At 64.5% G+C, this 14,782-nt stretch carries 13 protein-coding genes and 1 pseudogene; 4 read left to right on the forward strand and 10 right to left on the reverse strand.

The genetic code is table 11. The features are described 5' to 3' along the window. The first annotated feature begins 36 nt into the window (after positions 1–36). Positions 37–519 carry a carboxymuconolactone decarboxylase family protein gene (locus ACSVIE_RS16185; RefSeq protein ID WP_426004367.1) on the forward strand — a complete coding sequence of 161 codons (483 nt, stop codon included), beginning with the start codon at positions 37–39 and terminating at the stop codon, positions 517–519. A gap of 121 nt (positions 520–640) precedes the next feature. Here the strand turns inward: ACSVIE_RS16185 and ACSVIE_RS16190 are convergent, their stop codons facing one another. Both ACSVIE_RS16190 and ACSVIE_RS16195 read right to left on the reverse strand, forming a co-directional pair. After that, on the reverse strand, positions 641–2,107 hold the full coding sequence (locus tag ACSVIE_RS16190; protein WP_442424502.1) for an amino acid permease: 1,467 nt from the start codon (positions 2,105–2,107) through the stop codon (positions 641–643). Between the two features lie 235 nt (positions 2,108–2,342). Continuing rightward, the gene (locus ACSVIE_RS16195) at positions 2,343–3,284 is read right to left on the reverse strand and encodes an aminodeoxychorismate lyase (RefSeq protein WP_442424503.1); all 942 of its coding nucleotides are present in this window, start codon (positions 3,282–3,284) and stop codon (positions 2,343–2,345) included. Positions 3,285–3,369: 85 nt separating this feature from the next. Here ACSVIE_RS16195 and cls point away from each other — a divergent pair, with 85 nt between their 5' ends. Beyond that, positions 3,370–4,842: a cardiolipin synthase gene (gene cls, locus ACSVIE_RS16200; protein WP_442424504.1), complete on the forward strand. Its 1,473-nt coding sequence runs from the start codon at positions 3,370–3,372 to the stop codon at positions 4,840–4,842. Positions 4,843–4,845: 3 nt separating this feature from the next. Here the strand turns inward: cls and ACSVIE_RS16205 are convergent, their stop codons facing one another. The 3 genes from ACSVIE_RS16205 to ACSVIE_RS16215 form a co-directional block, all read right to left on the reverse strand. Then, entirely contained in the window at positions 4,846–6,951 is a 2,106-nt protein-coding gene (locus ACSVIE_RS16205; RefSeq protein ID WP_442424505.1) for a chorismate-binding protein, read from the reverse strand. Further along, complete coding sequence (locus ACSVIE_RS16210) at positions 6,948–7,496, reverse strand: low molecular weight protein-tyrosine-phosphatase (RefSeq protein ID WP_426004361.1); 549 nt, start codon at positions 7,494–7,496, stop codon at positions 6,948–6,950. Before ACSVIE_RS16210 ends, ACSVIE_RS16205 begins: the two co-directional genes overlap by 4 nt. Before the next feature lie 98 nt (positions 7,497–7,594). Then, complete coding sequence (locus tag ACSVIE_RS16215; RefSeq protein WP_442424506.1) at positions 7,595–8,251, reverse strand: TetR/AcrR family transcriptional regulator; 657 nt, start codon at positions 8,249–8,251, stop codon at positions 7,595–7,597. Positions 8,252–8,350: 99 nt separating this feature from the next. On the opposite strand from ACSVIE_RS16215, the gene ACSVIE_RS16220 reads away from it, so the two are divergent. Next, positions 8,351–8,680: a hypothetical protein gene (locus ACSVIE_RS16220; protein WP_442424507.1), complete on the forward strand. Its 330-nt coding sequence runs from the start codon at positions 8,351–8,353 to the stop codon at positions 8,678–8,680. An 82-nt stretch (positions 8,681–8,762) separates the two neighbouring features. Here ACSVIE_RS16220 and ACSVIE_RS16225 read toward each other — a convergent pair. From ACSVIE_RS16225 to uriH, 3 genes and pseudogenes are all read right to left on the reverse strand, one after another. After that, a pseudogene (locus ACSVIE_RS16225) lies at positions 8,763–9,701 on the reverse strand (ribokinase); the annotation flags it as partial. Then, a complete protein-coding gene (gene uriT / locus ACSVIE_RS16230) occupies positions 9,698–11,131 on the reverse strand; it encodes a uridine transporter UriT (RefSeq protein WP_442424508.1) in 1,434 nt (477 codons plus the stop codon). The gene uriT and the pseudogene ACSVIE_RS16225, both read right to left, overlap by 4 nt. Then, positions 11,132–12,148, reverse strand: a complete 1,017-nt coding sequence (gene uriH / locus ACSVIE_RS16235) for a uridine-preferring nucleoside hydrolase UriH (RefSeq protein WP_442424509.1) — start codon at positions 12,146–12,148, stop codon at positions 11,132–11,134. It abuts the gene before it with no gap. A 245-nt stretch (positions 12,149–12,393) separates the two neighbouring features. Between uriH and ACSVIE_RS16240 the strand changes: the two genes are divergently transcribed. Continuing rightward, positions 12,394–13,377, forward strand: coding sequence for a LacI family DNA-binding transcriptional regulator (locus tag ACSVIE_RS16240; protein ID WP_442424513.1), 984 nt, complete (start codon positions 12,394–12,396; stop codon positions 13,375–13,377). 6 nt (positions 13,378–13,383) lie between these two features. Here the strand turns inward: ACSVIE_RS16240 and ACSVIE_RS16245 are convergent, their stop codons facing one another. Then, entirely contained in the window at positions 13,384–13,737 is a 354-nt protein-coding gene (locus ACSVIE_RS16245; RefSeq protein WP_442424510.1) for a hypothetical protein, read from the reverse strand. A 35-nt stretch (positions 13,738–13,772) separates the two neighbouring features. Next, the gene (locus tag ACSVIE_RS16250) at positions 13,773–14,399 is read right to left on the reverse strand and encodes a LysE family transporter (protein ID WP_426004355.1); all 627 of its coding nucleotides are present in this window, start codon (positions 14,397–14,399) and stop codon (positions 13,773–13,775) included. Between the last annotated feature and the right edge of the window lie 383 nt (positions 14,400–14,782).

Here is a 14,782-nt window from a genome sequence, read left to right on the forward strand (position 1 = left end):
GTCCTTCCGCGCAGGCCGGTGCGTTAAGCTCCACGTATGCCCGAACAGGAAACAACGCACCGCCTTGCCGGTTATCTGGACAAACAACAGCCCGAACTGTACTCAACGCTGAGCCACTACTCCCAGCAACTGGTGGACGAGGCGGACAGGCTTGGGGTCCCCCGCCGGACCCTGGAGCTCATCAATTATCTGTGCTCGCAAATCAACGGCTGTGCCTTTTGCCTGGACCTGCATCACCGCCGGGCGCTGAAATACGGCGAGACCGAGCAACGCCTGTCCCTGGTGCCTGTCTACCGTGAAGTCCAACTGTTCGAGCCCCACGAAGTCGCCGCCATGGAGATCGCAGAGCAGATCACCCGCATGAGCACGTCGCGGCCCACCTTTGAACTCTTCGAAAAAGCCCGGCTGCATTACACGGATGCCCAGATCAGCGTGATCTGCATGGCGGCGATCGGCATCAACGCCTTCAACCGCCTCTCCATCCTGAGTGAGCACCCCGTCCGGGCGGCCAGGAAGTAGTCCAAGCACGCCTGGGGCGTACCGCCACCACCTTCTTTGGGCCCACAGCCAGCTCGAGGCCAGGATTTTCCCGGCGTGTTGGGTGTCCGTCGGCTCAAAGTTGGTGGTGGCGGCACACCCCCTAGGGTGAAACCTTCTCCGTGGCAGGCGAGGCAAGCTTCCGCCGTCGTCCGTACTTGAAGTGGAAGAACGCATAGCAGGCACCCACGAACGGAATGCCGAACAACAACGCAGCCACCTGGTTGGGATCGAAGGCGATACCTATGAGGGACACCACGCAGAGCGCGAACGCAAGGATCGGAACCAGCGGGAACAGCGGCGCCCGGTAGGGGAGCGATGCAAGATCACCGCCGTTGCGGACAAAGGTTCGCCGGTACACGAACTGCGAGGCCACGATGGACATCCACACACCCACCGTGGCGAAACCGGCTATGGAGACCAGCACCAGGTAAACGGTGGCGGGTGCCACGATGCTGCTGACCAGGGAGGCAAGGCCACCGAGCATGCTCACACAGAGCGCCACGAGAGGGATTCCGCGCTTGGTGAGCTTCTTGAAGGCCTTGGGGGCGTGGCCTTCGTCGGCCAGCGAGAACAGCATGCGCGCGCAGGAGAACAGGCCGCAGTTACCGGCCGACAGCAGCGCGGTGATGATCACGAAGTTCATGATGTCCGCCGCGAACGGGATGCCCAGCATGGAGAACACCGTGACGAACGGGCTCTCATCCACGCTCACTTTCTCGTAGGGGATGGTGGCGGCGATAACCGTGATCGCCCCGACGAAGAAGATCATGAGCCGGATGACAGTGGTCCGCATGGCCTTGGGGATGTTCGCGCCCGGGTTGGCTGTTTCGCCGGCGGCGACGCCGATCAGCTCCGAGCCGGAGAACGCGTAGAAGACCGCCAGGCAGGTCACGAAGACACCCGTGAAGCCGTTGGGGAACAGCCCTGCATCCGTGGAGAAGTTCTCGGTCAGCGACGGGTAGCCGCCCTCGGCGAGGGGGTGGAAGCCCAGCAGGGCAGCGCCGCCCAGGATGATCAGGCCGACGACGGCGGCGACCTTGATCAGTGCGAACCAGAACTCCGATTCACCGAAGACACGCGATGAGATGGCATTGAGGGTGAACAGGACCGTGGCGAAGACGAAGCACCAGATCCAAACGTCAACGCCCGGGAACCACCGCTGCATGAGCAGGCCGGCCGCTGTGAACTCCGACCCCAGGGCCACCGCCCAGCAGAGCCAGTACAACCAAGCCGTGGCAAAGCCGGTGGCCGGCCCGATGGTGCGGGCAGCATAGATGTGGAATGCGCCTGAAACGGGGAATGCGACGGCGAGTTCCCCCAGGCACGCCATCACCAGATAGACCACCACGGCGCCGATCAGGAATGCGATGACTGCGCCGAGCGGGCCGGCGGTGGCGATGGTGTAGCCCGAGCTGACGAACAGGCCTGAACCAATGACGCCTCCCATGGCGATCATGACCAGGTGCCGGGCCTCCATGGACCGGCGGAGGCCAGATGACGAGGCGCCCTCTCCAGGCTGCGCCTCAGGTGCCGATACCTCGGCTTTGAGTGGGGAGCTGTGTCCCATGTTCCCTCCGGGAAGTAGACAGCAAAGTCTTGGAAGTGCCGTGCCGCTGGAGTGATCCAACTAACACGAAGACAAGATTCATCACACGACAAACACCCATTTCAAGGAGGATAAGAAACCCCTCGCATAGACGGGCGGGCACCCTGAGCGAGACCAAGATTTCCTTATCAGTAAGTCATGCGAGCAATTACTCTGCTATCGACCTGCTAAGTTCCAAGCGGAGCTTCTGCAAGGATTACTCGATGCCGGCGAACAACTCGTTGAGTTCAGCCGTGAGCTGCTTGCGGACGGCTGGCGATCCGATCTCGTGGCCGTTGATGTGGTTCACCGGTGCGATCAGGCGAATGCTCGAAATCAGCCACACGGCGTCGGCATCAAAAAGGTCCTGCGGAACCAGCGGACCGTAGCCAAGCTCCCAGCCGGCAGCTTTGGCGGCGGCGAAAAGCGCGCCCTGCGACGTGCCCGGAAGGATGCCGCTGTCCAGTTGGGGAGTGATCAGGCGACGCACCGTGCGGACTGAACCTTCGCCGTCGTCGACTGTTTCAAGGTGGGCCAACAGCACAGTGGACGTCGGCCCCTCCAGGACGCGCCCGTCTGTGGAGGTGAAGATGGCGTCATCGGCACCCTGCTTGTGCGCATAGCGCAGCGCAGCCATGTTCACGGCATAGGAGAGCGTCTTGGCGCCCAGCAGCAGCCAGGGTGCGCGCTCGCCGGCTTCGGTGTCGAAGCCCCGGTCGAGAAGCACGACGTCGATACCCGTCTCCCGCTGCCGGCGGCTGCCCGCGGGTGAAGGCGAAGCCTGGACCCAGCACGTGGGGCTGGCTGCGCCTTCCACGCCCCGGGTCACCAGGAGCTTGACGACGACTTCGTCTTCTTCGGGAGTAGGCGCGGGGTGGGCGGAACGGAACTCGGTGATGGCAGTGTCGATGGCCCTGCGCCAGGCATCCTGCTCCGGAACGGCGAGGTCCAACGCCGCGGCCGAGCTGCCCAGCCGGTTCAGGTGCGCCTGCACTTTGCGCGGCTTGCCCTGGACGGCCAGTAGCGACTCGAACACGCCATCACCGCGGGTGGCACCGAGGTCCGTTGCCATGAGCTGGGGCTGGCTGGAGTCGGCGACGCGGCCGTTGGGGAAGGCCGGATCCAGGAAAACAAGGACCGTAGGGGCAGGTGAAGTCATGTTCCAAGCTTAGTGGCGCACTCCACCACGGGCGGGCGGATAGGCTGAGGTCACTGTTTGTATTCGGACCGTGGGGGTTTGTCGAGTGCTTTTTCCGTTTCCGTTTGGCCCCGAGTGGACGTGGCTCGTGGGTGTCTGGGCCATCGCGGAAGTCATCATGCGGATCGTGCTGCTGGGCATCATCCCCGGCAACCGCCGCCCCACCACCGCCATGGCCTGGCTCCTGGCCATCTTCCTGATCCCGTCCCTTGGCTTCGTGCTTTTCCTGCTGTTCGGAAATTTCAAGCTTTCCAAGCGGCGGAGGGAGCAGCAGGAAGCGGTGAACCACCGGGTCCGTTCCGTCACGTCCGAGCTGGCGGATCCGGCCAGCGAATATTCCGGTCCCGAATGGGTGCGCTCGGCAGGCGAACTCAACCACCAGCTGGGCTCGCTTCCCATGGTGGACGGCAACAAAGTGGAACTGATTCCGGGCTATGACGAGTCCCTCAAGGCCATGGCGGAAGCCATCCGCGGTGCCAAGGAATACGTCAATGCCGAGTTCTACATCATGAGCAGCGATTTCATGACCGACGAACTGCTCACGGAACTGGAGAGGGCCGCAGAACGCGGTGTCACGGTACGGCTGCTCTTCGACCACATCGGCACCCTCCGCATCAAGGGCTACCGGCGCTTGGTGCGCAGGCTCAAGGCGAGCAAGATCCAGTGGAAGCCGATGCTCCCGCTGCTGCCCATCCACGGACAGTGGCGGCGCCCGGACCTGAGGAACCACCGCAAGATCCTGGTGATCGATGGTGTCCTGGCGTTCACTGGCTCCCAGAACCTGATCGAGCCCTCCTACAACAACCCCAAGCACCGCAAGGTTGGCCGGAAATGGGTGGAGCTCATGGCACGGCTGGAAGGTCCCATTGTGCCCACGCTCAACGTGGTTTTCGCCACCGACTGGCTGAGCGAAACGGACGAGTCGCTGGAAGGGCAGCTGCGGTTGCCCACCGGGCCGAATCCCGGGCACGTCACCGCGCAAGTGGTCCCGAGCGGTCCCGGGTTCTCCACGGAAAACAACCTGCGCCTGTTCAACACCCTGATCTACTCCGCCCAGCACAGGATTTCCATCTGCAGCCCATACTTCGTGCCGGACGATTCGCTGCTGTACGCCATCACCACGGCAGCCCAGCGCGGGGTGGACGTGGAACTGTTCGTCTCGGAGAAGGGCGACCAGTTCCTGGTGCACCACGCTCAGCGCTCCTACTACGAGGCCCTGCTGGAGGCCGGTGTCCGGATCTACCTCTACAAGGCCCCGTACGTCCTCCACGCCAAGCACTTCACGATCGACGACGAAGTAGCCGTCCTGGGCTCCAGCAACATGGACATGCGGTCCTTCTCCCTGAACATGGAGGTTTCGGTGATGTTGCTGGGCGCTGAGACGGTCAACCTCATGCGGGCCGTGGAATCGACCTACCGTGAGGTCTCCACGGAATTGACCCTGGACGACTGGATGCACCGGCCACCACTGGCCAAGTATGTGGACAACGTGGCGCGCCTGACTGCCACCCTGCAGTAACACTCAGGAGGGGAAGTCCGCCCCCAGCGTAGAGAGCACCCCGTACGCCTTGGTCCGGATTTCCTCGTATTCTTCATCCGCCACCGAGTCCGCAGTGATGGCTCCCCCCACGCCCAGGGTGAGGGTCCGCCCCTCGGGCGCTTCAGGGTTCACCACCAGCGTGCGGATCACTACGGCAAGGTCCGTCGCGGCGTTCATGGAGAAATACCCCACGGCGCCCGAATACATTCCGCGGGGCCCGGACTCAAGCCGGTCCAGGATGTCCATGGTGCTGATCTTGGGCGCGCCGGTCATGGAACCGGCAGGAAACGCGGCGGCGACGGCTTCAGCCCTGGGAGCCCCCGGCCGAAGCTGTGCATCCACGGTGCTGACCATCTGGTGGACCGTGGCATAGCTTTCAATCGCGCAGAGGCGGCTCACGGTGACGGATCCCGGCACGGCGTAGTGACTCAGGTCGTTGCGGAGGAGGTCCACGATCATGATGTTCTCCGCGCGGTCCTTGAGTGACTCCTCGAGCTCATGCCGCAAGCGGATGTCTTCGGCGTCATCCTTGGACCGGCGGCGGGTGCCCTTGATCGGCTCGGCCCGCATGCCGCCGTCGGACAGGATCCTGAGGAAGCGCTCCGGCGAGGTGCTGGCCGCCACGAGCCCGCCGAACTTCAGGTAACTCGCGAACGGCGCGGGGTTGCGGCGACGCAGCGCCAGGTAGGTTTGCCACGGGTCGAGGCCCGGGTCACCGGCTTCAAGGGTGGTGGTGAGGCAGACTTCGTAGGAGTTGCCTTCGCTGATTTCGTGCTGGGCGTCGGCGATCTTCCGCTTGTAGTCGGTAGCGGAGTCGCGGCAGGTGAACCCGGGGATGGAACCAACGACGGCGGATGGGGCACCGGCGGTGACCGGCCGGCCGGCGGCGCGGCGGCCGGAGGCGGGGTGGGTTGTGGCCGGGTGCACACCGGCACTTTCGCTGCTCGAAGCAGCCGCCACCGAGGCGCGTGCCGCGCTGAACCATTGATCGGCGTCGGGGGCGTCCAGGGCCAGCAGCCACACGGCGCGGTCGCGGTGGTCCAGCACCACGGCGCGCCCCGCGAAGAGGAGGGCCGCATCCGGAGTAAGGGAGCGGACATCGTTGCCGCCGGTTTCCCGCTTCAGCTCATAACCCAGGTATCCAAGCCAGCCCAAGGTGAACTGGCCGTCGTAGCCCTCGGGAGCTCGGACTGCCTTGCGCCCCCACACGGAGTCGAGCCAGCGGAAAAACGGCCCCGACGTTTGGGCCGTAGCGGATCCGGCAGTCACCAAAGTAGTCCCGGACCGGTGCTCTACAGACTGTCCGAACGCGCCGCCGTCGTCGGCCAGGATGCTGAAGCGGCTCCGGGCAGCCGCCTGGGTTCCACCGGTGATCGCGGTGGCGTAGTTGGACGAATCCAACCACACCGCGTTGGCGGAGCGGCCGTACAGTGAGCCGAACAGCACGGCGGGGTCGGGGGCGGCATCGATCCGTTCGGACCTGAGCCGGAGGCCGCGGCGGGCGCTGAGTTCGGGAGCCAGGACGGCCGAAAGTGCGGGCAAGTACGGCATGGCGTTGAGGACGTCGGTCGGCGCGCTGCCGTCCGCGCGGTTCAGGACCCGGATGTCCGCATGGTCACCCACGGGGTCCGTGGCCAGCAAGTCATCCTCCTGGGCAGCCCAGGTGTCCCAGTAGGGTTCGTACGTGCTTCCGTCCCGCTCCAAAGCACGACGGCGGCGCTCCTCGCCTGTCGCTTCGACCCACACGACGACGTCCAGCATGGGCCGTGCGGCGGCAGAAGCGGCCCCGACACCTTCCACGATCACGATCTCGGCGGGCTGGGTGACCTGGTGGTGCCCATCGCCGTGGCGCTCCCAGTCCCAACTGGTCCATTCGGCGGCCAGGTTCCGGCTCAAGGGTGTGAGGACGGCGGCAACGTAGCGTTCGATGCCCGGGGCAAGGCCGTTCCAGCCGGGGTAGATGTCCTCAAGGTGGAACATTGACACCTTGTGGTGCTCCCGCAACCGGGCCGCCAACTCGACGGCCAGCGTGGTCTTGCCTGCTCCGGAACGCCCGTCGACAGCAATGATCACGGGTGCAGGGGTCATGACATAGAGGTTACCTGCTGGGGCTGGTTGGCTTGTCCGGCGATTGCTTCCTTGACGTGCCGCACAATTCCCGGGATGGCCGCGTGGATGAGTGTCCAGGTGTTTTCGAAGTCCGTGTGTCCGCCGTACCAGGGGTCTTCGATGCCCAGGTCAAGGGTGCTTTTGCCAGTCATCCGGGGGTCGAAGCTGCGGAGCATCCGGACCTTGCCCAGCGATTCGTCGTCCGGCGCGCCTTCCTGCAGCCACCCGAAGTGGTCCACGTCCAGGGCAAGGATAAGGTCGCGTTCGGCGAACCATTCCCGCCGCCATTCCCGGGCGAGGTGGTCTTCGGAAGCGATGTGCTGGGTGGTCAGGATGCGGGCTGCGCGGGGGTCGATTCCGTGCCCGACTTCGTAAGCCGTGGTTCCTGCGGAATCGACGTCCACAAGGTCGGCGAGCCCTTCCGCGGCGAAGGCTTCGGTCAGCATGAGGGCCGCCATGGGGGAGCGGCAGATGTTTCCTGTGCAGACCGTAATGATGCGGTATGGGCTCGTCTTTGAGTACATTCTGCAAGCATGGTTGATGGCACCCCTCTTTGGCTAGGGCGCCACTCCACAGGAATGTCATTTTCGGTGTCGAATCTGTCACATTCGACGTTTGGGCGTCAGGCGCTGTGCGCGGGTAAGGCTCCGGCTTCTGCCGCTTCGGCTGCCTCCGCCGCTTCGGCTGCTTCCGCCGCTTCGGCGGCCAGCGCTGCGGCCGCCAGGTAGACGGTACGCACGACGGCGGCGCGTCGCCTTCCGATACGCCCGGGGTCATTGCCCGCCATAAGGCCGTCCAATGCAGGCAGGACAGGGGCCGAATCGCAGAGGCTCACGATGGTGATCAGCAGATCGCCGGCATCTTCCCGCGAAACGCCGGGGAGGGCTGCGATGGTGCTGTTGACCTTGGAGGCACAGTTGGCCATGCGCTTGGGCAGTCCGACCACTTCGGTGCCCCGTTCCAGGCCTTCCCAGAACAGGAGCCGCGGAGCCGTCGCGTCCTGTTGGTGGTGGTCAAAAAGCCGGCCTGCATAGTCCGCCATGGCTTCCGGGCCGTGGCCTTCGATGGGAACCTCATCCATCAGCGTGCTGAGTGCGGTGACGATCACGGCGTCGAAAAGTGCGTTCTTATTGCCGAAGTACTGGTAAATCCGCTCTTTGTTGACGCCGGCCTCGGACGCAATACGGTCGATGCGCGCACCGGCAAGTCCGCGGGCGCAGAACTCCGCCGTTGCAGCTTTCAGCAACAGCCCTTTGGTTCTTTCTGTGTCCCACGCCATAGGGTCATATTACCAGTTTCCAACTAAGTGGTTGTAATTGGATCGCGGTCCGGTTAGGGTGGTGCCAAGCTAATTGCAACTATCTGGTTGGAGAATCCGATGACCGCCCCTGCCGCTTCCAAAACGACCGCCGAGTCCGCCGCCGCACCGCCTTCTGGTGTTGCTCCTGCACGCCCGCACATCCCGTCCGTGCACATGCGCGCGCTGATCACGTGGCTCGCCATTTTCCCGCTGGTGTCCATTGGCATGCTTGCCCTCGGACCGTTGATGGAACCGTGGCACCCGGTGCTGCGCGCGCTCCTTTTGACGGCATTGGTGGTCCCGCTCGCCGTGTACATCGTGGTTCCCCGGCTCATGGCCGGCCACGGAGTACTGACCCGCAAGGCCGTGGAACGCGCAGCCCAACGAGCCGCCCGCCGCTCCGTTTAGCCCAACTGGGTCGCATTTGTGCGCGTTTTGAGGGCTCAAAACGCGCACAAAAGCGACCCAGTTGGGTGCCGGGGGCGGGGTATGCGTCGCGGGCTGCTGTGACTTCCTCGAGGGTTGCGTAAGCGGCCTGGGTTCCCTTCTTGGTCGCAGCCAACGCGGCCGCAACAGAAGCGAATGACGCGGCGTCCACCAGCGAGTCACCCGCGGCCAAACGCGCAGCCACAGCTCCTGTAAACGCATCGCCGGCACCCGTGGTGTCCACCGCATTGACGCGCGTCGGAGCGATCCGGGTGAGCTGCTCCCCACGTGCCAGCGAGTCCAGCACCACCGAACCCTGCGAGCCGAGTGTCACGAGAACCCGTTGCAGGCCCCGGTCGGCGAACTGGCTGCGGACGGGCTCCCACGCTTCGGCGTTCGCATCGGCGGAAGGAATGTTCGCCTCGGAACCAAGGAACAGTGCGGCCTCGTGCGCATTCACCAGGAGGACGTCGCTCAACCCGGCCAGCAACTCCGGCACCTCAGCGTAAGGCGAGAGGTTCAGCAGGACGGTAGCTCCGGCGTCGTGCCCGGCCTGCGCGGCGGCCACGACGGTATCGATACCCACCTCCAGGCAGAGGCACACGACGGCGGCGTCCCGGAAGGCGGCGAAGTCGACGTCGGCGGGGGAAAGGGTGCCGTTGGCGCCGGCAGAGATGATGATGCTGTTCTCGCCGCGCGCATCCACCGAGATCACAGCGACGCCGGTTGCGGTGTCCGAGCGTCGGACGCGCGAGACGTCCACTCCGGCGCTGGCTGTCGAGTCCAGGAGCATGATGCCGTTGGGGTCCTCGCCCACTGCACCGATCAGGCTGACCCGGCCGCCGAGCTTGCTGGCTGCCACCGCCTGGTTGGCGCTCTTGCCGCCCGGGTTCACCGCGAAGCCGTTGCCGTGCACCGTTTCACCCGGCTGGGGAAGGCGTTCTGTGTAGATGGTCAGGTCGGCGTTGAGCGAACCCACCACCACGATTCCGGGTGTGCTCACGCAGCCACCTCTTCGTCCTCGTGGACCTCGGCGTCAACCGGCTTGGGAATCAGCAGCGAGGCCGCGAACGCGGCGAACGTGATGGCAAAACCAACGACGACGACGGTCAAGTAGGAAGCTTTCGCGTCACCCATTGCTGAGGTAGCCACCAGGACGGCGGGCAGGACCAGGAAGCTCAGGCCGGCACCGAGGTTGAAGGCGCCGGCGTTCATGCCGGGGAGGAAGCCGGGGTTGCCCTTGGGCGAGAGCACCACGCCGAGTCCGTTCAGCATGATGTTGACGGTACCGGCGTACATGATGCCCAGCAAGGCCGTGCCGGCAATCATCATCGGAAGGCTGTTGAGGCCGAAGAGGGCAATGATCGCCAATGCGACGAGGCTGCCGACCATACCGATGCGCAGCACCTTGGTGTAGCCGAGGACCGGGGCCAGCCGGCCGCTGATCGGGCCGAAGAGCCAACCCAGAAGGGCGTACGGAGTGAGGATGATGAGGGACATCTCGGTTGGTCCCACGCCGAATCCCGGATTTGCAGCCTGGACGAAGGCCGGGACGATGCCGTTGATCACCGCGAAGATACCGGTCATGGTGAGCGTAGTGGTCAGCAGGGGCGCCCACGTGGAGCGCTGGCGCAGGTGCGCGGTTTCCACCATTGGCTGCTTGGCGCGCTTCTCAACCGTCCAGAAGGCGAAGAAGGCGACGACGGCAATCACCGTGAGGCCGACGGCGAGGGCCAGCGTGCCGCCGTCGAAAGCTGTTGCGAGCTTGGAGCCTTCGTTCAGTGCGGTGAGCAGGGCACCCACGGCTATGACAATGAAGAACACGCCAAGCCAGTCCATGGTGGTGCCGGCGGCAGGCTTGCTCTCGCTGGCCAGGAAGGCGATGAGTGCTGTCGCGACGACGGCCAGTGCAACCATGAGCCAGAAGATGCTGCGGAAACCGAAGTTCTCAGCGAAGTAGCCACCCACGAAGGAGTCGACGCCGGCCACGCCACCGTTGACGGCCGTGATGAGGCCCATGAGAGCGCCGTACTTGCGCGGGTTGCTGACTGCCGAGCGGAGCATGATCAGGCAGAGCGGAACCGTGGGGCCGCTGACGCCCTGGATGATGCGGCCAACAAAGAGCCACGTCACGTCCGGAGCCAAGGCGGCGATGACCGAGCCGATCGCCATGAGGACCATCATGCCCACGAGGATCTTCTTACGGCCGACGATGTCGCTGAGGCGGGGAAGGAACAGGGAGAACAGTGCTGCAGCCGTGAAGAACCACGTCTGCGAGAGGCCGATGGTGGCCTGGTCGGTCTGGAGTTCGTTGCCCATGGTGACCAGGGCCGGGCTAAGCATGGAAGCGTTGAGCTGGAATGCCACGCACGCTGCCAGCAGGGCGACCATGAGGGCTGTGACGTTGGCCTTGTTAGTGGTTTGCGTGCTCATTTACTTTGCCTCTTCCGCAACGAGTGCCTCGGCGGCGACGTGCGCGCCTGAGGAAGTGCCGCCGTCGGGCTCGCCGATCCGCTCGATCGCATCGGTGACCAGGTCCCAGAACTTCTTGTGGTCCAAATCCACGGCGACGGAGGTGTGGCAGTCCTCCGGTGCGGGTGCCCGGAAGTCGGCCACGGTCATGCCAAGGGTGAGCTTGCCCTGCAGTTCGATGTCCACGGGGACCTTGCGGGTGGTCATGACGGTGGGGTCGATGACGTAGGCGACGGCGCAGGGATCGTGCACGGGCGGGAAGTCGAAGCCCTGGGCGTCCTTGTAGGTCTTCTTGAAGAACTCCATGAGCTCCAGGACGAACTTGGCGGGCTTGGTGCCGATGCGGGCGATGTTGTTGACCACCTCGTCCGTGGCCAGCGCCTGGTGCGTGAGGTCCAGGCCAACCATCACTACGGGCCACTTCTCGTTGAACACGATGTGTGCGGCCTCGGGGTCGATGATGATGTTGAACTCCGCCACCGCGCTCCAGTTGCCCACGTGGTAGCCGCCGCCCATGAGGACAACTTCCTTGACGCGTTCCACGATCCGCGGCTCCTTGCGGGCGGCCATGGCGATGTTGGTCAGGCCGGCGGTGGGAACCAGGGTGACGGTGCCCGGCTCATGCGCCATGACGGTTTCGATGATGAGGTCGACGGCGTGGCGCGGGTCCAGCTCGATGGCGGACTCAGGCTGCTCCGGGCCATCCATGCCGGAGTCGCCGTGGATGCTGGGGGCCGTTTCGATGGTCCTTACCAGGGGGCGGTCGCAGCCGGCGGCGAACGGAACCCCCGTGATGCCTGCAATCGTCGCCACTGAAAGGGCGTTGCGCGTGACCTTCTCAAGGGTCTGGTTGCCAACCACGGTGGTCACGGCCAGCAGTTCGATGTCCGGGTTGCCGTGTGCCAGCAGCAATGCCACTGCGTCGTCATGGCCGGGATCGCAATCAAGAATGATCTTTTTGCGGGGGTTGGTTTCCACGTTTCTCTCCACGTCATTGGGGCCTGTCCGGAGTTCTTGGCTTTTAGGGTGGTGCGGCGCCGGACAGGGCGCTAAGCATTCAGGGGAATCATGGCACTTCGCTTGGGGTTACGTCAAACGCTTAACGTGGGGTACGTCAAGCGCTTGATGCATTGTGCTGCCTGTCGGTTGCGTAACAACGCTAGGATCGATGCATGGAAACCCCCGCCCACCTCGGCAAACGCGCGCCCCGGGTCACGGCCGCCATGGTTGCAGCGAAGGCGGGCGTTTCGACGGCGACAGTCTCCCTGGTTGCCAACGGCAAGACGCAGGGGCGCGTCTCGGAAGACAACATCTCCCGGGTCCGGACCGCCATCGCCGAGCTTGGTTACGTGGTGGACAGCATCGGGAGTTCCTTGGCCCGCGGGGTCAGCTCGATCGTCATCTTGGTAACCCCGGACGTGTCCAACCCGTTCTTTGCCAACGTCATTGCCGGGGTCCGCGAGTCCTTGGGCGCGGACTACCAACTGCTGCTCTCCGTGACCGACGCCGGCGAATCGCCGCAGGCAGACGACGTCCGGAAACTCCTGTCCCTGCGACCGGCGGGGCTGCTGGTGGGCGCGCCGAGCGCGGAGTTTCTGAAGGATCTGTCCGCCAGCGGCCCGTTGGTGCTGCTGGATGCTCCGGGGCTGGAGACCTTCGCTCCGTCGGTAAACCTGGATGTTGCGCAGGGGGCACGCGAACTTGCCCGGCACTTGGCTTCCGCCGGGCACACCCGGGCCGCCTATGTGGACGGTATTACGGGCACGGCCACGTTCGAGCTACGGCGTCAGGCGTTCCTCGAGGAGGCTGCATCGTGTGGCCTGCTCGTCTCGGAGGACCACATCATCAGCACCTCGATCGACGTTGGAGAGGCCGCGGCTGCCTTCGCCTCCGCCTGGCCTTCGTGGAAAGCGGCAGGCGTGACCGCCGTCGTCTGCGGTACCGATACACACGCCTATGGCGTACTGCAGGAAGCACGGGTGGAGGGCGTCCGGATCCCCGATGAACTTGCTGTAGCGGGTTTCGACGACCTGCCTTATTCCGCAACCAGCAACCCCAGTCTGACTACTGTTCACCTGCCCGCGACACCGCTGGGCCGCAAGGCGGGGGAACAGTTGCGGGGGTTGATCGAGGGGGTTCCCCTGGCCGAGCCGCACGTGACGCTGGAGAGTTCGCTGGTGGTCCGTGGGTCGACGGCGCAGGGCTGACGTTTCTTAGCGTTTCAGGGGCCGTAGTTGCCCTTCGGAGACGGGGAAGTCCACCGTGTAGAAGATCTGCGGCGCCGTCATGTCGCCCCAGTCGTCCTTTTTGACGCGGACTGTTCCGGGCGCCACTTCAGCGATCCGCACACGCAGCCACCCGCCGTCGTCGAGCCGTAGTTCATGGGGTTCGGCGAGGTAGCGTAATCCAAGCTCATCGAGGGTTTCCTCGGCGCTCAGCCAATCAACTGCTTCCGTGCGAGGACGTCCCAGCAGGTCGATCGCCACAAAGCCCCCGTCCACCGGCTTCATCCAGCCCACGCGTTCGCCGTCGTCCGCCCGCCGGTGTTCGATCCAGTCCGCATCCATGCACCGACGCTAGCATCACGCGCAGGGACCCGCTCCTAGTGGATGACCGCCAGCAGGATGCCCACCAGGACGAACAGGCACCCGAAGATGCGGTTCAGGATCTTCTGGCCGTGGGCGTTGTGGGTGAAACGCTGGAAGGACCGTGCCGCGAGGGCGAAGAAGAGCCACATGACAAGGATGTCGATCGCCAGAACGGTCGCCGTCAGCACCAGGTACTGCGGAACAAGGGGCTGGTCCGGCTTGATGAACTGCGGCATGAACGCCAGGAAGAACACGATCGCCTTGGGGTTCAGCAGGTTGACCCAGATGCCGCGCTGGAACATCGACAGGGCGGGCTCGTTCTTCTTGTCCTCCACCTCTTCTTTGTCCAGGTCTGGCTTGTGCAGGAACTGCCGGATGCCCAGGTACACGAGGTAGGCCGCGCCGGCGTAGCGAATGATGTTGAAGATCAGCGGCGAATTAGAAACCAGCACGCCAACGCCCAGGGCGACGATCACGATGTGGATCACCAGTGCAACCTGTTGGCCGAGAATTCCCCAAATGGAGCGGCGGAAGCCCGAATTGAGCGAGTTGCTCATGGTGAAGATGGCCCCGGCGCCGGGCGTGAAACTGATCAGGGTGCCGGCACCAACCAAGGCCAGCCAAAGGGAAAATTGCACCATCTCAGCTTAATGCCGGTGAAGAGGGTAGCCGGGACAGAGTGGCACGGGGCGCCGGGTGGCTCCGGCGCTTCGGCGGCGCCGGCGTTCTCGGCACACGCCCCGTGCCTCCACCACCCACTTTGCCGCCGCCCGCCGTCGAACTCGCCCAAAACAGCTTGATTTCGGCGCCCGGGCAGCTCAAAAGGTGGCGAAGGCACAGCCCAGCCATACCAACAACAAATGTAGTTTGAGCGACCCTACGGGACGACCGCTGAAGTCGAAGCTGATGCAACAGTTGCCGTGACGTATCCGGTCTTGGTGCCGGTGACTTTGACGGTGAGGGTTTTTCCGGTGTCTGTGCCGGTGAGTTTGTAGGTTGGGGCTGTGGCGCCTGGGATTGCGAT

The organism is Paenarthrobacter sp. NCHU4564 (assembly GCF_052156435.1).
GTDB lineage: Bacteria > Actinomycetota > Actinomycetes > Actinomycetales > Micrococcaceae > Arthrobacter.

Coding starts and splice junctions, on each gene's coding strand:
- ACSVIE_RS16185 (WP_426004367.1), top strand. CDS start 37: ATGCCCGAACAGGAAACAACGCACCGCCTTGCCGGTTATCTGGACAAA.
- ACSVIE_RS16245 (WP_442424510.1), bottom strand. CDS start 13,737: ATGGATGCGGACTGGATCGAACACCGGCGGGCGGACGACGGCGAACGC.
- ACSVIE_RS16190 (WP_442424502.1), bottom strand. CDS start 2,107: ATGGGACACAGCTCCCCACTCAAAGCCGAGGTATCGGCACCTGAGGCG.
- ACSVIE_RS16205 (WP_442424505.1), bottom strand. CDS start 6,951: ATGACCCCTGCACCCGTGATCATTGCTGTCGACGGGCGTTCCGGAGCA.
- ACSVIE_RS16250 (WP_426004355.1), bottom strand. CDS start 14,399: ATGGTGCAATTTTCCCTTTGGCTGGCCTTGGTTGGTGCCGGCACCCTG.
- ACSVIE_RS16210 (WP_426004361.1), bottom strand. CDS start 7,496: ATGTACTCAAAGACGAGCCCATACCGCATCATTACGGTCTGCACAGGA.
- uriT (WP_442424508.1), bottom strand. CDS start 11,131: ATGAGCACGCAAACCACTAACAAGGCCAACGTCACAGCCCTCATGGTC.
- ACSVIE_RS16240 (WP_442424513.1), top strand. CDS start 12,394: ATGGTTGCAGCGAAGGCGGGCGTTTCGACGGCGACAGTCTCCCTGGTT.
- ACSVIE_RS16220 (WP_442424507.1), top strand. CDS start 8,351: ATGACCGCCCCTGCCGCTTCCAAAACGACCGCCGAGTCCGCCGCCGCA.
- ACSVIE_RS16195 (WP_442424503.1), bottom strand. CDS start 3,284: ATGACTTCACCTGCCCCTACGGTCCTTGTTTTCCTGGATCCGGCCTTC.
- ACSVIE_RS16215 (WP_442424506.1), bottom strand. CDS start 8,251: ATGGCGTGGGACACAGAAAGAACCAAAGGGCTGTTGCTGAAAGCTGCA.